At 63.3% G+C, this 18884-nt stretch carries 17 protein-coding genes; 11 read left to right on the top strand and 6 right to left on the bottom strand.

Annotated features, from left to right (window positions below; translation table 11 throughout):
- Window positions 1–4: 4 nt before the first annotated feature.
- Window positions 5–1471, bottom strand: coding sequence for an NADP-dependent succinate-semialdehyde dehydrogenase (gene gabD / locus AC0Z42_RS25205; RefSeq protein WP_485470818.1), 1467 nt, complete (start codon window positions 1469–1471; stop codon window positions 5–7).
- Window positions 1472–1610: 139 nt separating this feature from the next.
- Between gabD and AC0Z42_RS25200 the strand changes: the two genes are divergently transcribed.
- The 10 genes from AC0Z42_RS25200 to AC0Z42_RS25155 all read left to right on the top strand — a co-directional run bounded on the left by AC0Z42_RS25200 (window position 1611) and on the right by AC0Z42_RS25155 (window position 13090).
- Window positions 1611–3512, top strand: coding sequence for a beta-propeller domain-containing protein (locus tag AC0Z42_RS25200; protein WP_485470817.1), 1902 nt, complete (start codon window positions 1611–1613; stop codon window positions 3510–3512).
- A 50-nt stretch (window positions 3513–3562) separates the two neighbouring features.
- Window positions 3563–4135, top strand: coding sequence for a sigma-70 family RNA polymerase sigma factor (locus AC0Z42_RS25195; RefSeq protein ID WP_485470816.1), 573 nt, complete (start codon window positions 3563–3565; stop codon window positions 4133–4135).
- Window positions 4132–4761, top strand: a complete 630-nt coding sequence (locus tag AC0Z42_RS25190; protein WP_485470815.1) for a hypothetical protein — start codon at window positions 4132–4134, stop codon at window positions 4759–4761. The genes AC0Z42_RS25195 and AC0Z42_RS25190 overlap by 4 nt, the downstream gene beginning before the upstream one ends.
- Before the next feature lie 106 nt (window positions 4762–4867).
- Window positions 4868–5623, top strand: coding sequence for a gamma-glutamyl-gamma-aminobutyrate hydrolase family protein (locus AC0Z42_RS25185; protein ID WP_485470814.1), 756 nt, complete (start codon window positions 4868–4870; stop codon window positions 5621–5623).
- Between the two features lie 52 nt (window positions 5624–5675).
- A complete protein-coding gene (locus AC0Z42_RS25180) occupies window positions 5676–7046 on the top strand; it encodes a glutamine synthetase family protein (protein WP_308924180.1) in 1371 nt (456 codons plus the stop codon).
- Between the two features lie 12 nt (window positions 7047–7058).
- Window positions 7059–8519 carry an aspartate aminotransferase family protein gene (locus AC0Z42_RS25175; protein WP_485470813.1) on the top strand — a complete coding sequence of 487 codons (1461 nt, stop codon included), beginning with the start codon at window positions 7059–7061 and terminating at the stop codon, window positions 8517–8519.
- Window positions 8520–8647: 128 nt separating this feature from the next.
- Window positions 8648–9796 carry an ABC transporter ATP-binding protein gene (locus AC0Z42_RS25170; RefSeq protein ID WP_485470812.1) on the top strand — a complete coding sequence of 383 codons (1149 nt, stop codon included), beginning with the start codon at window positions 8648–8650 and terminating at the stop codon, window positions 9794–9796.
- 7 nt (window positions 9797–9803) lie between these two features.
- Window positions 9804–10733 (top strand): ABC transporter permease subunit, encoded by a 930-nt coding sequence (locus AC0Z42_RS25165; RefSeq protein ID WP_485470811.1) that lies wholly within the window; start codon window positions 9804–9806, stop codon window positions 10731–10733.
- Window positions 10730–11581, top strand: coding sequence for an ABC transporter permease (locus AC0Z42_RS25160; RefSeq protein ID WP_485470810.1), 852 nt, complete (start codon window positions 10730–10732; stop codon window positions 11579–11581). The genes AC0Z42_RS25165 and AC0Z42_RS25160 overlap by 4 nt, the downstream gene beginning before the upstream one ends.
- 30 nt (window positions 11582–11611) lie before the next feature.
- Complete coding sequence (locus tag AC0Z42_RS25155; RefSeq protein ID WP_485470809.1) at window positions 11612–13090, top strand: aldehyde dehydrogenase; 1479 nt, start codon at window positions 11612–11614, stop codon at window positions 13088–13090.
- A 103-nt stretch (window positions 13091–13193) separates the two neighbouring features.
- Here AC0Z42_RS25155 and panB read toward each other — a convergent pair whose 3' ends face one another.
- The 5 genes from panB to hda all read right to left on the bottom strand — a co-directional run bounded on the left by panB (window position 13194) and on the right by hda (window position 17368).
- Window positions 13194–14075, bottom strand: coding sequence for a 3-methyl-2-oxobutanoate hydroxymethyltransferase (gene panB / locus AC0Z42_RS25150; protein ID WP_485470808.1), 882 nt, complete (start codon window positions 14073–14075; stop codon window positions 13194–13196).
- A 98-nt stretch (window positions 14076–14173) separates the two neighbouring features.
- Complete coding sequence (folK, locus tag AC0Z42_RS25145) at window positions 14174–14653, bottom strand: 2-amino-4-hydroxy-6-hydroxymethyldihydropteridine diphosphokinase (protein ID WP_485470807.1); 480 nt, start codon at window positions 14651–14653, stop codon at window positions 14174–14176.
- A 6-nt stretch (window positions 14654–14659) separates the two neighbouring features.
- Entirely contained in the window at window positions 14660–16036 is a 1377-nt protein-coding gene (gene pcnB, locus AC0Z42_RS25140; RefSeq protein ID WP_485470938.1) for a polynucleotide adenylyltransferase PcnB, read from the bottom strand.
- Complete coding sequence (locus tag AC0Z42_RS25135; RefSeq protein WP_485470937.1) at window positions 16029–16700, bottom strand: histidinol-phosphatase; 672 nt, start codon at window positions 16698–16700, stop codon at window positions 16029–16031. Before AC0Z42_RS25135 ends, pcnB begins: the two co-directional genes overlap by 8 nt.
- Window positions 16700–17368, bottom strand: a complete 669-nt coding sequence (hda, locus tag AC0Z42_RS25130) for a DnaA regulatory inactivator Hda (RefSeq protein WP_485470806.1) — start codon at window positions 17366–17368, stop codon at window positions 16700–16702. The genes AC0Z42_RS25135 and hda overlap by 1 nt, the downstream gene beginning before the upstream one ends.
- Window positions 17369–17714: 346 nt before the next feature.
- Here hda and purM point away from each other — a divergent pair, with 346 nt between their 5' ends.
- Complete coding sequence (purM, locus tag AC0Z42_RS25125; RefSeq protein ID WP_485470805.1) at window positions 17715–18758, top strand: phosphoribosylformylglycinamidine cyclo-ligase; 1044 nt, start codon at window positions 17715–17717, stop codon at window positions 18756–18758.
- The last annotated feature ends 126 nt before the right edge of the window (window positions 18759–18884 follow it).

Below are 18884 nucleotides of genomic sequence, written 5' to 3'. Positions count from 1 at the left end.
GCCGTCAGATGCCACCCATGCAGATATATTTGATCACCAGGTAATCATCGATGCCGTACGACGAGCCTTCGCGGCCCAGGCCGGACTGCTTGACGCCGCCGAACGGCGCCACTTCGGTCGAGATCAGGCCAGTGTTAACACCCACCATGCCCGACTCCAGCGCTTCCGCCACCTTCCAGATACGGCCGATATCGCGCGAATAGAAGTAGGCGGCCAGGCCGAATTCGGTGTCGTTGGCCATCGCCACGACTTCGTCGTCGGTCTGGAAGCGGAACAGCGGCGCCAGCGGGCCGAAGGTTTCTTCTTTCGCCACCAGCATGTCGCTCGTGACGTCGGCGATCACGGTGGGCTGGAAGAAGCTGTTGCCCAGCGCATGGCGTTCGCCGCCGGTGAGCAGACGACCGCCCTTGGCCAGCGCGTCGGCCACATGCTGCTCGACTTTTTTCACGGCTTTTTCTTCGATCAGCGGCCCTTGCGTGACGCCGTCGTCGACGCCATTGCCGACCTTGAGTTTTTCCACCGCTGCCACCAGCTTTGCTGCAAAGGCGTCATACACGCCGTCCTGCACATACAGGCGGTTGGCGCACACGCAGGTCTGGCCCGCATTGCGGTATTTCGAGGCGATCGCGCCTTCCACCGCCGCATCGAGATCGGCATCGTCAAAAACGATGAACGGCGCATTGCCACCCAGTTCCAGGGAGAGCTTCTTGATCGTCGGCGCGCACTGCGCCATCAGCTTGCGACCGACTTCGGTCGAGCCGGTAAAACTGAGTTTCCTCACCAGCGGGTTGGCCGTCAGTTCGTCACCGATCTCCTGCGACGAGCCGGTGATTACATTGAACACGCCCGGCGGTATGCCGGCCCGTTCGGCCAGCACGGCCAGCGCCAGCGCCGAGAACGGCGTCAGGCCGGCCGGCTTGACGATGATGGGGCAGCCGGCCGCCAGCGCCGGGCCCACCTTGCGCGTGATCATCGCCGCCGGAAAATTCCACGGCGTGATGGCGGCGCACACGCCGATCGGCTCTTTTGTCACCACGATACGGCGGTCCGGCCACGGCGAAGCGATGGTATCGCCCGAGACGCGCTTGCCTTCTTCGGCAAACCATTCGATGAACGAGGCGGCGTATTTCACTTCGCCCTTCGATTCGGCCAGCGGCTTGCCCTGTTCCGCCGTCATCAACAGCGCCAGGTCGTCGGCGTGTTCCAGCATCAGGTCATTCCAGCGGCGCAGATAGCCAGCGCGTTCGGCGGCGCTTTTCTTGCGCCAGGCGGGCCAGGCGTCGTTCGCTGCGCTGATCGCCTGCGCGGTTTCCTGCGCACCCATGGTCGGTACATTGCCGATCACCGCGCCGGTAGCGGGGTTGCTGACGTCGGTCGTCTTGCCGCCCTCGGCATCGCGCCATTGGCCGTTGATATAGCATTGCTGGCGCAGCAGCGCGGGATCGTTCAGGGTCAGCGTGGTGGTCGGCATGGCGTTCTTTCGGCAAGTGGTGACTAGGTCTTCGATGGTAGCCCTTTTTGACGGGCGCACGATTGCGCCGCATGTGAGCTGGCTCACCCTGAATTATTTTTGCGTGGCTTTAACCCCGTTTTGCCCGCTGCCGCGTTTCATGATCAACACCCTCGTGACCACCGGAGAAACCGCAATGACCACCGTCCTGAAAACGACCTTGCTGCTGTCGCTGCTGCTGTCGTCCACCGCCCATGCCGCCGCCGTCGATACGGCGCCGCGCAAGACCTTGACGGCGTTTGCCAGCGAGCAGGCGTTGACCGCCTATCTTGACAAGCTGGCCGCGCAGCAGCTGGCGCTACAACGGCGCGCCGACCTGCAGATGAAGTCCATGCCCATGCCTGCGCCGATGGCCTCGTCTGCATCCAAATCGGCCGAAGTGTCGGGCGCGGTGGCGGACTCTGTCACCAATACCCAGACGGTGGGCGTCGACGAAGGCGGCATCGTCAAGGTGCACGGCAAGCACCTGGTGATGCTAAGGCGCGGCAAACTGTTTACCGTCAACGTGGGGCAGCAGGCCTTGCGGCCGGTAGCCTCGCTTGACGCCTTTGCGCCCGGCAGCGATCCATCGGACAGCTGGTACGACGAACTGCTGGTTTCCGGCGACACGGTGGTGGTGATCGGCTACAGCTACAGCCGCGGCGGCACCGAGGTGGGCCTGTTCGATATCGACGCTGCTGGCCGCCTGGCCTACCGCGCCACCTACCATCTGCGCTCGAACGACTATTATTCGGCGCGCAATTACGCCAGCCGCCTGGTCGGCACGAAGCTGGTGTTCTACTCGCCGCTGTCGCTCAATGTGCGCCGCGGCGACCCGTTCGGCGGCTTTCCCGCGCTGCGCCGCTGGCGCAGTGGCGCCGTGCCACAGGATTTCCAGCGCATCGCGCCGGCCACGCGCATTTTCCGCACCGATGAAGAGTTTGAACCTGGCGCCGGCATCACCCTGCATACGGTCACCAGCTGCGACCTGGCCAGCCGCGAGCTGCGCTGCGAAGCGAGCGCCGTGATGGGCCCCCCCGGGCGCGTGTTTTATGTCTCCGGCGAGTCGGTGTATGTGTGGACCACGCGCCGGGGCGGCTCAAGCGTGTTTCGTTTGCCGCTCGACGGCACGGCGCCCAGCGCCCTGAAGACGGCCGGCGCGCCGGTCGACCAGTTCTCGTTCCTGGAAAGCGCCGACGGCTACCTGAACGTCCTGCTGCGCTCGCAAGGACGCGGCGACGCCATGTGGGATAGCGACAAGGGCCGTGGCGAACTGGCGCTGCTGCGTGTGCCCCTGAACAGTTTTTCCGATGGCCGCGACAGCGCGCCGGCCGCCCGCTACCGGGCCTTGCCGGGCAATGGCGACTACGGCTTGCAGAACCGCTATGTGGGGCCGTATCTGCTGTATGGCTACCCCGGCAATTCCGTGCGGCGCCAGGTCGATCCGAACTGGCCTTTGCAGCCTTTGCATGCGCTGCGCTGGGCCGGCCAGGACGCGCCGCAGGCATTGGCCTTGCCGCATGGCGTCGAGCGCATCGAGGCGCTGGGCAATGATGCGGTGGTGGTTGGCGCCAAGGGCCAGGACCTGCATTTCACCAGTATCGGCCTTGATGCGCAGGCGGTGGCTGCCGGCAGCTATGTGCGTGCCGATGCAGCCCAGGGCGAAACGCGCAGCCACGGCTTTTTCTACAAGCCCAACACCGGCAGTGACGGTGTGATCGGCCTGCCGATACTGGGGGCGCAAGAGCGCGCCGGTCCGCACACGGAATCGGCCTCGGTGCTCTATCTGCGCAATAACAATCTGGTCCTGACGGCGCTCGGTGCGCTGGCGGCCAAACCCGGTGCGCCGCCCGACGACGGCTGCCGCGCTTCGTGCGTCGACTGGTATGGCAATGCGCGTCCGCTGTTCGTGCAGGGACGGGTGTTTGCGCTGCTCGGCTATGAGCTGGTGGAGGGGGCGCTGGTGGACGGGAAAATGCGCGAGACGCGCCGCATCAGCTATGCGCCGCAGAAAACCAGATGATGCACGCGCGGCGATTGTGGCCGCCGCCTGCTTCGGCTACACTGGTTTGCATGCCAGATACCCTACAGAGCACCACCGATGAAGAGCTGATGCTGCGCTACGGCGGCGGCGACCTGCCGTCGTTTCGCGAACTGTACCGGCGCCACAGCCTGGGGCTGTACCGCTTCGTGGCCTGGCGCTCGCCGCGCCGCGCCTGGGTCGACGAGATCGTGCAGGATGCCTGGGCCGGCCTGCATGCGGCGCGTGCCGGCTACCAGCCGCAGGCGGCGTTTCGCACCTGGCTGTACCAGATGGCGCGCAACCGCCTGATCGACATCCTGCGCCAGAAAGAAGCGCTGTGGCTGGGTGCCGAAGTGGCTCCCGAGGTGCCCAGCGAGGCCGCCTCGCCGCAGCAGTCGTTCGAACAGAAGCAGCAGCACGCTTTGCTGCACGCGGCAATCGCGCTGCTGCCGGCCGAGCAGAAGGAAGCACTGGTGCTGCAGCAGTTCAGCGCCATGAGCATTGCCGAGATTGCCGTGGTGACGGGGACCGAAGCGGAAACCGTGAAAAGCCGGCTGCGCTACGCGATGCAGAAACTGCGCGCGCAGCTCGACGCGGCCAGCGGCAAAGGAGCACGAGCATGAATATTGAGCATCACGATGAAGAATTGACCGCGTTGCTGGCAGAGTTGCCGCAGCCGTCGCCGCCCGCCGAACTCGATGCCGCCATCCTGGCCGACGCGCAGCAGGCGCTGGCGACGCCATTGGCAAAGCCGGTCGCCGCGAACGACAGCGTTGACGGCGTGGTGCGCACCTTGCCGGCAAAAAAATCGATCGACTATTTGACGCGCTGGCGTATTCCGCTGGGCCTGGCCGCCGCCGTGCTGCTGACCTTAAACCTGGTCGGCGGCGACTTCTTTGGGCACAAGACGGCGCAGTTTCCGGTCGTCGGCGAACCGCTCGATCCGCCCGTTGCGGCCTCGGTCGCGCCATCGGCCGACCAGATGGAGCCACAGGCTGAACCCATGGGCACGGTGCGTCCGGCGCCGCCGGTGCGGCGCGCCATGGCGCCACCACCGCCCGCACCGTCAGCACCTGCACCGATGCCGGCGCCGCCGAAACTCGATGCAGGCGTCTGGCTGGTGAAGATCGACGGCTTGCTCAAGGCAGGGCAGGCGCAGGCCGCGCAGCAGGAGTGGGAGGCCTTCAGACAGGCGTATCCCGCTTATCCTGTCGAAAAACAGCTGCAACAGCGGCTGGAAAAAAAATAGGGTGGCAACTCGCTGTTGAGACTCCCCATGGTCATCACCATTAGTGTGGCAGTTTGGCAACTCCATCCTGTAGAGTAGGGCTGTCACGCTATCGAGAGCCAGCCATATGCGCCGTCCCATCGTCCTTGTTCCGGCCTGCCACCGCCAACTGGGCAGCCACGCTTACCATACGGTGCAGGATAAATACCTGCACGCCGTGGTGGTGGCGGCCGGCTGCATGCCGCTGGTGCTGCCGGCCTTGGGCAAGGACGCCGATCTGGACGCGGCGCTGCAGATTGCCGATGGCGTGCTGCTGACCGGTTCTGCCTCGAATGTCGACGCGCGCCTGTATGGCCAGGACATCGCGTTCCCCGAGCTGCCGCAGGACCCGGCGCGCGACGCCACCACCATGCCGCTGATCAACGCCGCGCTGGCGCGCCAGCTGCCGCTGCTGGCGATCTGCCGCGGCTTCCAGGAAGTCAATGTGGCGCTCGGCGGCAGCTTGCACCAGGCCGTGCATGCGGTGCCCGGCATGCTCGACCATCGCGAAAACATCAACGATACCCTGGCGCGCCAGTATGCGCCCGCACACCGTGTGCGGCTCACGCCCGGCGCGCTGCTGTCGCGCATCCTCGGCGGCGAAAGCGAGATGATGGTCAATTCGCTGCATGGCCAGGGGCTGGACCGCCTGGCCGACGGCCTGCTGGTCGAAGCGCTGGCCGACGACGGCCTGGTGGAAGCCTATGCCGTGGCCGGCGTTCCCGGTTTTGCGCTGGGCGTGCAGTGGCACCCGGAATGGCAGGTGGAAGAGAACCCGCAGGCGATGCGGATTTTCGAGGCCTTTGGCCAGGCCTGCCGCGCGCATCAGCAAGACAATAAATAGCGCGCCGCCGCAGTGATGGGCGGCGCTTGATCAAGACCAGCGAGAGGAAAAAATGGCGATACGCGAAAATTTTACCTATACCGACATGGACCTGTGGCTTAATGAAAAGCGGGTCACGGAAATCGAATGCCTGGTGCCCGACCTGACCGGCGTTGCGCGCGGCAAGATTCTGCCGCGCGGAAAATTTACCCAGGAGCGCGGCATGCGCATCCCGGAAGCGGTGCTGGGCATGACGGTGACGGGCAATTACCCGGTCGACGATGGCGGCTATGACCGCGCCATTTCCAGCACCGACCGCGACATGATTCTAAAGGCCGATCCGACCACCATCACCATGGTGCCATGGGCCACCGACCCCACCGCGCAGGTGATCCACGACTGCTATTTTGCCGACGGCGCGCTGGTCGATTTCGCCCCAAGATCGGTGCTGCGGCGCGTGCTGAAACTGTATGCCGACAAGGGCTGGAAGCCGGTGGTGGCACCTGAACTGGAGTTCTACCTGACGGCGAAAAATACCGACCCGGACCTGCCATTGAAACCGCCGATCGGGCGCAGTGGCCGCGCCGAGACCAGCCGCCAGGTGTACAGCATCGACGCCGTGAACGAGTTCGATCCGCTGTTCGAGGATATCTACGATTATTGCGAACTGATGAACCTTGATGTCGATACCCTGATCCACGAGATCGGCGCCGGCCAGATGGAAATCAACTTCCTGCATGGCGATCCGTTGGGCCTGGCCGACAAGGTGTTCTTCTTCAAGCGCACCCTGCGCGAAGCGGCGCTGAAGCACGACATGTACGCCACCTTCATGGCCAAGCCGATGGCCGGCGAACCCGGTTCGGCCATGCATGTGCACCAGAGCGTGGTCGACGCGAAAACCGGTCTGAACATCTTCAGCAACGAAGACGGTTCGGCCGCGCCGATCTTCAAGCATTACATCGCCGGCCTGCAGCGCTATATGCCGTCGGCGATGGCGATTGTCGCGCCGTATGTGAATTCCTACCGCCGCATCGTGCGCCATACGGCCGCGCCGATCAACATTCAATGGGGCCTGGACAACCGCACCGTCGGTTTCCGCGTGCCCGAATCAGGGGTGCAGGACCGCCGCGTTGAAAACCGCATTATCGGCGCCGACGCCAACCCCTACCTGGCGCTGGCGGTCACCCTGGCCTGCGGCTACCTGGGCATGACGGAGCAGCTCGAAGCGACGCCGATGATGGTCGGCAGCGCCTACGACATGAAGTTCGAACTGCCGCAAGGCCTGCCGGAAGCGCTGCAACTGCTGCGCGGCGAAGACAAGCTGCGCACGGTGCTGGGCGACCGTTTCATCGACGTGTATGCGGCCATCAAGGACCTGGAACACCAGGAGTTCATGACCGTCATCAGTCCGTGGGAGCGCGAGCATCTGCTGCTCCACGTTTAAGAAAGGATCAATATGAGTACAAGCAACAATCCGCTGGCGCCGAGCGCCGCCCTGGTCGCTTCGGTGGCGCAAAAGAACGCCACGCCGCAGGTATATGACACGGCGGCCATCCAGAAAATGGACTCGGCCCACTACCTGCATCCGTTTACCGATTTCCAGGACCTGGCCGCCAAGGGTGCGCGCGTTATGGTGCGCGGCGAAGGCGTCTATCTGTGGGACAGCCAGGGCAAGAAAATCGTCGACGGCATGTCGGGCCTGTGGTGCGTCAACGTCGGCTATGGCCGCACCTCGATCTCGCAAGCCGTGTACCGGCAGATGGAAACGCTGCCGTTTTATAACAGCTTCTTTGGCACCACCAACTTGCCGGCAGTGCAGCTGGCAGCCAAGCTGGCGCAGATCTCGCCGCCGCAGTTCCAGCACGTGTTCTTTACCAGCTCCGGCTCGGAAGCGAATGACACCAACCTGCGCATGGTGCGCCGCTACTGGGATCTGCTGGGCTACAAAGAGCGCCACACCATCATCAGCCGCCACAACGCCTATCACGGCAGCACGGTGGCCGGCGCGTCCCTGGGCGGCATGGATGGCATGCATTCGCAGGGCGGCCTGCCGATCCCCGGCATCGTGCATATCGGCCAGCCCAATTACCTGGAGGCGGGCCAAGGGCTGACGCCCGAAGAATTCGGTTTGAAGGCGGCCGGCTGGCTGGAAGAAAAAATCCTCGAAGTGGGCGCTGACAAGGTGGCCGCGTTTATTGGCGAACCGGTGCAGGGCGCCGGCGGCGTGATCATTCCGCCGTCGACCTACTGGCCCGAAATACAGCGCATCTGCGACAAGTACGGCATCCTCCTGATCGCCGATGAAGTGATCTGCGGCTTCGGCCGCCTGGGCCGCTGGTTCGGCTCCGAACTGTTCGGCATCAAGCCCGACCTGATTACCTTTGCCAAAGGCGTCACTTCCGGCTACGTGCCGCTGGGCGGCGTGATGGTGGGCGAGCGCGTGGCCAAGGTAATGATCGAGAAGGGCGGCGAATTCACCCACGGCTATACCTATTCGGGCCACCCGGTAGCGTGCGCGGCGGCGCTGGAAAATATCCGCATCATCGAAGACGAGGGCTTGGTGAACAAGGTGGCGGAAGACACCGGGCCGTATCTGAAGGAACGCTTCGCGGCCCTGGGCGAGCATCCGCTGGTGGGCTACGCCGACAGCTGCGGCCTGGTGGCGGGCCTGAACCTGGTGCGCAAGAAGGGCACCACCGTGCACGAGAACGAGCTGTTCGACGAAGAGCAGGGTGTGGGCATGATCTGCCGTGGCCATATGTTCGATAACGGCGTGATCATGCGCGCCGTCGGCGAACGCATGATCGTCGCCCCGCCGCTGGTGATGACGCGCGCGCAGATCGACGAGATGACGGACCTGATCCGCGTCTGCCTGGACAAGACCCATGCCGATGTGAAGGCCAAGGGCTGGGTGTAGGATTTACACCAAAATCAAGGCGGCTCCTGCATTTTTTGGACCGCTTTGTCAGCAGTTCCGCTAAACTCCCACTCTGGCCGCTCCTGCGGCCAGTTTTTCATTGCCCACCCCATTCAAGCTACCCACACATGACGATAGCAACTCCTGCCGCGTCGGCCAGCGACGCCCAAGCGCCTTTCCTGCTGATAGACCAGCTGGTCAAGGAATTCGACGGCGTGCGCGCTGTCAATGATATTTCCCTGACCATCAACCAGGGCGAGATCTTCGCTTTGCTGGGCAGTTCGGGCTGCGGCAAGTCGACCCTGCTGCGCATGCTGGCTGGCTTCGAGACGCCCACTTCGGGTCGTATCGCACTGGCCGGCAGCAACATCGTCGAGGTGCCGCCGCACCAGCGGCCGATCAACATGATGTTCCAGTCGTACGCGCTGTTTCCGCACCTGTCGGTGTGGGACAATATCGCCTTTGGCCTGCGCCGCGACGGCCTGCCGAAGGCGGAAATCAGCGCAAGGGTCGAGCAGATGCTGGCGCTGGTGCAGCTGGCGCAGTATGCGAAGCGCAAGCCGCATCAATTGTCCGGCGGCCAGCAGCAGCGCGTGGCGCTGGCGCGCAGCCTGGCCAAGCGGCCGCAGTTGCTGCTGCTCGACGAGCCGCTGGGCGCGCTCGATAAAAAACTGCGCGAACGCACGCAGATGGAACTGGTCAATATCATCGAACAGGTGGGCGTGACCTGCGTGATGGTCACCCACGACCAGGACGAGGCGATGAGCATGGCCACGCGTATCGCCGTGATGAGCGAAGGACGCATCCTGCAGGTGGGCGCGCCCGGTGAAATCTATGAAACGCCGAACTGCCGCTTTGTGGCCGACTTTATCGGCAGCGTGAACCTGTTCGATGGCCGCATCACCGAAGATGAACCCGATCACGTGGTGGTCGATACGCCCGAGGGCCGCCACTATGTCGCCCACGGCATCACCGGCAACCTGGGCATGGATGTGTCGGTGGCCGTGCGGCCCGAAAAAATCGGCATCCAGCTTGAAGCGCCTGGCCTGGAAGAGCGTGCCTCGGCGGCGGAACACGGCTACAACTGCGCCCGGGGGGTGATCGTGGCGATGGCCTACTTTGGCAATGAAACCAGCTACCATGTGCGCCTGGACAGCGGGATGGTGGTGAAAGTGTCGCGCACCAACGCGGCCCGCCATGACGCCGCGCGCCTCGAGCGCGAGCAAAGAGTGTGGGTCTGGTGGGATGGCGCCGACATCGTCGTGCTGACCAGCTGAGGCCAGCATGAACGCCATCCTCCATTCGCTGCGCGGCCTTGTCACCTTGCGCTGGCTCACTGGCCGCAACGCGGTGATCGCCGTGCCGGCGCTGTTCCTGACCATCGCATTTTTAGTACCTTTTTTGATCGTGCTGCGCATCAGCCTGTCCGACATGGATACGGCCGGCAGCCCGTTTGGCGGCCTGCTGTCGTATGTCGACGGCATCGTGGTGCTGAAGGTCAAGGTCGCCAACTACCTGTTCATCGCCGCCGATGAACTGTATCTGCTGACGTACCTCAGTTCCATCAAGTACGCGGCGATCACCACCGCCATCTGCCTCTTTATCGGCTATCCGTTCGCCTACTTCATGGCGCGCGCCAGGCCGTCAACGCGACCGATCCTGATGATGCTGGTGATGCTGCCGTTCTGGACCTCGTTCCTGCTGCGCGTGTATGCCTGGAAGGGCATCCTGGCCAACCATGGCCTGCTCAACGACCTGTTGCTCGCGCTCGGCTTGGTGACCGAACCGGTGCAGATGATGAACACCTCGTTTTCGCTGGTGGTCGGCATGGTCTACGCGTATTTGCCGTTCATGATACTGCCGCTGTATGCCAACCTGGTGAAGATGGACATGCGCTTCCTGGAAGCGGCGGCCGACCTGGGCGCGACTCCTTTGCAGGCATTCTGGCGCATCACCGTGCCGCTGTCGAAGTCGGGCATTATCGCCGGCGCCATGCTGGTCTTTATTCCCTCGGTGGGCGAATACGTGATTCCCGAATTGCTCGGTGGCCCGGAAACCCTGATGATAGGCCGCGTGCTGTGGGACGAATACTTTACCAATAACGACTGGGCCATGGCCTCGTCGGTGACGGTGCTGGTGATCCTGCTGATCCTGGTGCCGATGGCGATTTTCAACAAGTACAAGACGGATCAAAACGCAGGAGAAAAACCATGAAGGCGCGTACTTTCCTGCAGCGCTGGTTCGGCCGTGGCTGGCTCTCGCTCGGCTATCTGTTCCTCTACCTGCCCATCATCGTGCTGATCGTGTTCTCGTTCAACAGCTCGCGCCAGGACATGGTGTGGACCGGTTTTTCGCTGCGCTGGTACCGTGAGCTGATCAGCGACACCGAGATCATCTCCGGTTTCGGCCTGTCGCTCAAAATCGCTTTCATGTCGGCCACGTCGTCCGTGGTGCTCGGCACCTTTGCCGCCTTTGCGCTGGTCAACTACCAGCGTTTCAAAGGCCGCACCCTGTTTTCGGCGATGGTCAGCGCGCCGCTGGTGATGCCCGAAGTGATCATCGGCCTGTCGCTGCTGCTGATGCTGGTGTCGATGCAAAAGGTGTTCGGTTTTCCCGAGCGCGGCGTGGCGACCATCTGGCTGGGCCACACCCTGCTGGGCATGGCCTATGCAGCCGTGGTGGTGCAGTCGCGCCTGCAGGAGATGAGCAAGTCGCTGGCCGAGGCGGCGATGGACCTGGGCTGCCGCGCGCACCAGGTGTTTTTCCTGGTCACGCTGCCGAATATCACGCAAGCCTTGGCCTCAGCCTGGCTGCTGACATTTACTCTATCGCTGGACGACGTGGTGCTGTCGGCCTTTTTGTCCGGCCCGGGTTCCACCACCATGCCGCTGGTGATTTTTTCGCGCGCGCGGCTGGGGCTCGACCCGCGGGTGAATGCGATCGCCGCGCTGACGATCCTGGTGGTGACCATTGCCGTGATTGTGTACGCCGTGATGCTGGCGCGCAGCGACCGGCGGCGGCGTCGCCAGATGTCTGCTGCGTACGCGCCAGACCAGGAGTAAGCTGCTCCCATAGTCAAACAGGAGATGAGCATGAACTGGCACACGCGCGCGGCGGAACTGACGATCGATGGACGGGCTTTTATCAACGGCGAGCGGGTCTGGGCCATCTCCGGCCAGCAGTTCGACAATCTGTCGCCGATCGACGGCCGGCTGTTGGGGCAGGTGGCGCGCTGCGATAGCGCGGACGTCGATGCGGCTGTGCTAGCCGCGCGCGCCGCTTTTGAAGACCGCCGCTGGGCCGGAAAGTCCCCGGCGCAGCGCAAGCGCGTGCTGATCAAATTCGCCGACCTGGTGCAACAGAACGGCCCCGAGCTGGCCCTGCTTGAAACCCTGGACATGGGCAAACCGATCAAATACAGCCAGAGCGTGGACGTGGGCGCCACCGCCAACTGCCTGCGCTGGTATGGCGAGGCGATCGACAAGGTCTACGATGAAATCGCGCCCACCCCGGCCAGCAGCCTGGCGTTGATCACGCGTGAACCGGTGGGCGTGGTGGCCGCCATCGTGCCGTGGAACTACCCGATGATCATGGCTGCCTGGAAGATCGCGCCGGCGCTGGCGGCCGGCAACAGCGTGATTTTGAAACCATCCGAAAAGTCGCCGCTGACGGCGCTGCGCCTGGCCGAACTGGGCCTGGAAGCGGGCCTGCCGGCCGGCGTATTCAATGTGCTGCCCGGCTATGGGGTTGAGGCCGGCGCCGCGCTGGCGCTGCATATGGATATCGATTGCATCGGCTTTACCGGCTCGACGCGCACCGGCAAGTTGATCGTGCAGATGGCCGGTCAGTCGAATCTGAAACGCGCCTGGACCGAGTTGGGCGGCAAGTCCGCCAATATCGTCTGCGCCGACTGCCCCGACCTCGACAAGGCGGTGGCCGCCGCCATCGGCTCGATCTTTTTCAACCAGGGCGAAAGCTGCAATGCGCCGTCGCGCCTGTTCGTCGAAGAGTCGATCAAGCAGGAATTCCTGGCGAAAGCGAAGGCCATGCTGCCGCAGTTCCAGCCCGGCGACCCGCTCGACGAAGCCACCGTGATGGGCGCCATCGTCGACGCCACGCAGATGCAGACGGTGATGGGCTATATCGCCAAGGGCCGGAGCGAAGGCGCGCAACTGCTGGGCGGCGGCGAGGCGGCGCGCGCGGAGACGGGCGGCTATTATGTGCAGCCAACCCTGTTCGATGGCGTGGATGCAGGCATGACCATTGCGCGCGAAGAAATCTTCGGGCCGGTGCTGTCGGTGCTGGGTTTTACCGATATCCAGGACGCCATCAAACAGGCCAACGCTACGCCGTATGGCTTGCAGGCGGCCGTGTGGACTTCCGACATTACCAAGGCGATCCAGACGGCGCGCGCGCTGCGCGCCGGCACCGTGCATGTGAATCAATATGACGGCGACGATATTACCGTGCCGTTTGGCGGCTACAAGCAGTCGGGCAATGGCCGCGACAAATCCTTGCATGCGCTGGACAAGTACACCGAGTTGAAGACGACGTGGATACAGGTGGGGTAGGCAAGATAAACCCCAAAACGAGGGCTGGGGTCAGACCCTGAGGGTCTGACCCCGGTAATTGCAGTGGGGTTTAGCGAGCAAACTGCAAAACCCGATCAAACCATCAGAAGCAGTGTTCCATCGCCGGAAAACTGCCATCCTTGACGGCTTTCACATAGCCGATCACGGCCTCATCGATGCTGCTCGCGCCTTCCATGAAGTTGCGCACGAAGCGCGCCTTGCGGCCCGGGAATACGCCCAGCATGTCGTGCATGACGAGGACCTGGCCCGAGCAGTCGGGGCCGGCGCCGATGCCGATGGTCGGCACGTGCAGCATCTCGGTCACTTCCTTGCCCAGCTGCGCCGGCATCGCTTCCATCAGCACGATGGCTGCGCCCGCGTTTTGCAGCGCCAGCGCGTCGTTTTTCAGCTGCTCGGCGCTTTCGGTGCTCTTGCCCTGCACTTTGTAGCCACCCAGCTGGTGCACCGATTGCGGCGTCAGGCCGATATGGGCGCAGACGGGAATGCCGCGTTCGGTCAAAAACCTGACGGTGTCGGCCAGCCAGGCGCCGCCTTCGATCTTGATCATGTGCGCGCCGGCCTGCATCAGGATCACGGCGTTGGCGTAGGCGGTTTCCACGGTGCCGTAGGCGCCGAACGGCAGGTCGGCCACGATCATGGCGCTCTTGCTGCCGCGCGCCACCGACGCCGTGTGATAGGCCAGTTCGGCCACCGTCACCGGCAGGGTGGAGTTGTGGCCATTGCAGACCATGCCGAGCGAGTCGCCGATCAGCAAAATTTCCACGCCGCAGCGGTCCATCAGCGAGGCGAAGCTGGCGTCGTAGCAGGTCAGCATGGAGATTTTTTCGCCGGCGGCGCGCAGGGTCGCCAGCGTGTGGATGGTCACGGCCTTGTTGGCGACGGGCTTGGATGGCGCAGGGGCGGGCGCAGGTGCACCGGCCTTCTCTTTGGCAGCCAGATCGGTTCCTTGCAAATAAGCGGACATAGGTATTCTCTAGAGTAAAAGGGATGCAGCGCCGCTAGTGTAGACCTTTATGCGGCAGTGCGCAGGAGCGGCATTGTAGTGGAAGGTTGACGATAATGTCAGAGCTGGCTGATGGCCTGGTTCGCAACGCCGGCCAGGTAATCGCTGGCCGCGCCCATGCCCGGCACGCTGATCGCAGGTGCCAGCGCCAGCAGCGGCACCAGCACGAAAGCGCGTTCGGTCAGGCGCGGATGCGGTACGCTCAAGGTGGCGCTGGCGATCTGTTCCTGGCCGTACAGCAGCAGGTCCAGGTCCAGGGTGCGCGGCGCGTTGCGGTAGGGCCGCTCGCGGCCGTGCTGCGCTTCGATCGCGTGCAGCGCCAGCAGCAGTTCTTCTGCCGGCAGGCTGGTGGTGATGCGCGCCACCGCGTTGATATAGTCGTCGCCGCTTGAATCGATAGGGGCGGTGCGGTAGCTGGGCGAGGCGTCGACCAGCTGCGCGCCGGGCAGGCGCGCCAGGCGCGCGATGGCGTCCTGGACGTTGGCGCGCGCGTCGCCCAGGTTGGCGCCGATGCCGATGTAGGCGGTGACCTGCGTCATGGCGTGTTATTGCTCGCCGCTGCTGCCGGTATCGCCCGTCGCCGTGCCACCGCTCTTGCTGCGGGTGCTGCGGCGTGGCGGGCGTTTTTTCTTGACGGCGCCCGGTGCGGCGTTGGCGCTGGCCAGCAGCGCTTCGCGCGTTTCCTCATCGCCCTCGTAGAACGCGGTCCACCACTCGCCGATCTCGGTGTCGATCTCGCCCGAGGCGCAGCGCAGCAGCAGGAAGTCGTAGCCGGCGCGAAAGCGCAAATGTTCGAGCAGCTTGTGCGGCGCCTTGCCGACGCGGCGCTCGAACCTCGGCTGCATCGACCAGATGTCGCGCATGTCCGAGCCGATCTTGCGCTGCAGCGCCAGTTTTTCGGTTTGCGAATCGAGCACGTCGTCGGCCGCCAGGTGCAGCGCGGGGATGGTGGACTCTCCGGCAGCGCGGTAGGCGGTCCATTTTTCCAGTACCTGGTGCCACAGCAGCGAAGCGAACAGGAAGCCTGGCGACACCGTCTTGCCGGCGGCGATGCGCTGATCGGTGGCGTCCAGCGCCAGGGTGACGAATTTTGCGCCCAGCGGCTGCTCCAGCACCACGTCGAGCAGCGGCAGCAGGCCGTGATGCAGGCCTTCCTTGCGCAGCTGCTGCAAACAGGCCAGCGCATGGCCGCTCATCAGGAGCTTCAACATTTCATCGAACACGCGCGGCGCCGGCACATTGTTGATCAGCGGCGCCATCACGGGTATCGGCGCGGCCGTATGCGGCTCGATGGTGAATTTCAGCTTGGCGGCGAAACGCACCACGCGCAGCATGCGCACCGGGTCTTCGCGGTAGCGCTCTTCGGGCTTGCCGATCATGCGCAGGGTCTGCGCGCGGATATCTTCCACGCCGCCGTGGTAGTCCAGCACTTCCTGCGTGGCCGGGTTGTAGTACATGGCGTTGATGGTGAAGTCGCGCCGCAGTGCGTCTTCGTGCTGCAGGCCGAAGGTATTGTCGCGCAGTACGCGGCCATGTTCATCCTTCGGTGCGGAGTCGGCGCCGGCGCCGCGGAAGGTCGTCACTTCCAGCAGGTCCTGGCCGAACATCACATGCACGATCTGGAAGCGCTTGCCGATGATGAAGGCGCGGCGGAACAAGCGCTTGACCTGTTCCGGCGTGGCGTTGGTGGCGATGTCGAAGTCTTTCGGCTTCACGCCCAGCAGCAAGTCGCGCACGGCGCCGCCCACCACGAACGCTTCAAAGCCCGCTTCCTGCAGGCTGCTGGTAACGCGGATGGCGTTCGAGGTCACCAGTTTCGGATCGATTCCGTGTTGCGCGGGACCGAGCACGGTGGCTACCGTGGTGTCGCGCGCTGCCTCTTTTTTAACGCCGAGGATCTTGCGGATGAATTTTTTAATCATTGAATAAGTGGAGTGATGGCCAGCCGTGGAGGGATGCATGTGCGCTCAAAGCGGCGTTGGGGTTGGTGGCGACCGGGTGGGTCACCACCGACAACAGGGGGATGTCGTTATGCGAATCGCTGTAGAAATAGCTGCGCTCGAACTGGCCCAGTTGCTTGCCCAGCTTTTCCAGCCATGCATGGGTGTGGGTCAGCTTGCCGGCGCCCAGGGTCGGCGTGCCGATGAGCTTGCCCGTGACGTTGCCGTCGGCATCGTATTCCGGCATGGCGGCGATCAGGTGCTCGACGCCCAAGGCGGCAGCGATCGGCTTGGTGACGAACTGGTTGGTGGCGGTGACGATGGCCACCAGGTCGCCTGCATCCTGGTGCTGTTTCAGCAGCGCCACGACTTCGGGGCGGATCGCCGGCAGCACTACTTCCGCCATGAATTGCGCATGCAGTTCGTCCAGGCGGGCACGGGGAAACTGCGACAGGTTACCCAGCGCAAACTCCAGGTATTCCACCGCGTCCAGGGTGCCGGCCTGGTACTGGGCAAAAAAGCCGTCGTTGCGGCGTGTGAATTCGGTGGCGTCCACCACGCCGATGCGTACCAGAAATTCGCCCCACTCGTGATCGGAGTCGATGGGCAGCAAGGTATGGTCGAGGTCAAACAGGGCCAGATTCATCATTCTTTCGCTTCCGCCTGCAACAACTCGCGCAACAAGGGCAAGGTGATCGGGCGTTGGGTTTCAAGGGAGTAGAGGTCGAGTGAGTCCAGCATCGTCGACAGCGAACGCATGTCGCGCCGGAAATGGGACAGCAGATAGGGTAACACGCCCGGCGACAAGGTCAAGCCGCGGGTAGTGGCCGCCTGCGTGAGCGCGGCAATTTTTTCATCGTCGGTCAGGCCGTGGATCTGGTAGATCAGGCCCCAGCCCATGCGCGTGCGCAAGTCTTCGCGCACTGGCAGCACGGCCGGCGGCACGGCGCCGCTGCAGACCATATAGGCTTTGTTGGCGCGGATTTCATTGAACAGGGCAAATGCGTCGATTTGCGCCAGCGGCGACAGTTTTTCGCAGTCGTCGAGCAGATACAGGTCCACCTCGGGCGAATACACGAATTCGGACTCGATCGAGAATGGCGAAATATAGCGCGCGCGCTCGGTGCTGGCCAGGGCCTTGAGCAGATGGCTCTTGCCGGCGGCCAGTTCGCCCCACAGATAGGCAAAATGTTCGCGCGAGGTGCGCGCGGCGAACTGGCGCAGCAATTGCGCCACTTCGGCATTCTGTCCCACCTCGAAGGTATCGAGGCTGTGCGCCTGGTCTGTGCCTAGATCGAGCACCAGTTGTTTCATGGCGTACGCCTTGTCCTGTTTTTCATTACTGCGTATGCGTCGTCGCTGTTATTAGATTTGCATTATAGAGAATTATATTCAAGCATTATAGAAGCTGCCGGACAGGTAGTGGCGTCTTACATGCGTGAAAGCGGCCATCCGTACCAGTCACGGCAGTGAAGTTTCCGATTTTGCGTTAAAAAAAGGCAGTTAATTACAAACTCAGGGGTCAGTTTGATAAAATAGCGGCTTGAACGACCGAATTGACTGGCTGGCGCGCCGTTCGCACAGGGTTACCGCCCTTGATGCGCGTGGTGCACCATCCAGTATCCGCCTTCTATTTTACCGCCTCCGCTGCCACCACACCATGAACCAGACTTCTAATGTTTCCCTTTCCTACCGTGACGCTGGCGTCGATATCGACGCAGGCGACGCTCTAGTCGAAGCAATCAAGCCTTACGCCAAGCGCACCATGCGCGAAGGCGTGATGGGCGGCCTGGGCGGTTTTGGCGCCATGTTTGAAATCAGCAAGAAGTACAAGGAGCCGGTGCTGGTCTCGGGCACCGACGGCGTGGGCACGAAATTGCGCCTGGCGTTCGAACTGAACCGCCACGACACGGTCGGCATCGACCTGGTCGCCATGAGCGTCAACGACATCCTGGTGCAAGGCGCCGAACCGCTGTTCTTCCTCGACTACTTCGCTTGCGGCAAGCTTGACGTGGCGATTGCCACCGATGTCATCAAGGGCATCGCCCAGGGTTGCGAACAGGCCGGCTGCGCGCTGATCGGCGGCGAAACGGCGGAAATGCCGAGCATGTACCCGGCCGGCGAATACGACCTGGCCGGCTTTGCCGTCGGCGCGGTGGAAAAAGCCAATATCATCGACGGCACCAAGATCGCCGCGGGCGACGTGGTGCTGGGCCTGGCCTCGTCGGGCGTGCACTCGAACGGTTACTCGCTGGTGCGCAAGATCATCGAAGTGGCCAAACCGGACCTGGAAGGCGACTTCCATGGCCGTAAACTGGCCGACGTGCTGATGCAGCCAACGCGCATCTACGTCAAGCCGCTGCTGGCGCTGATGGCCTCGATGGAAGTGAAGGGCATGGTGCACATCACTGGTGGCGGCCTGGTGGAAAACATTCCGCGCGTGCTGCAGCCTGGCCTGGTCGCCGAGCTGGACTCCACATCGTGGACCATGCCACCGCTGTTCACCTGGCTGCAACAGCACGGCGGCGTGGCCGACGCCGAAATGCACCGCGTGTTCAACTGCGGCATCGGCATGACGGTCATCGTCTCGGCCGAGAACGCCGCCGCCGCCATCGAACAACTGGAAGAAGCCGGCGAAATCGTCTACACCATCGGTAAAATCCGCGCCCGTAACGGCGATGAGCACCAGACCATTGTGATCTGAGCGTTACCGCATCAAAAAAAGCAGGCCGCTTTGAACTGACCCCAAATAGTTGGACGGTTTAATTTGCTAGCTGCTCAAGAACTGAGTTCTGTACTGCACAGGACTCAGCCCTTTTAGCTTGAGCTT

The organism is Janthinobacterium sp. 1L-D-8-B-C4 (genome assembly GCF_057291295.1).
This window is presented reverse-complemented; position numbering and strand designations above follow the sequence as displayed.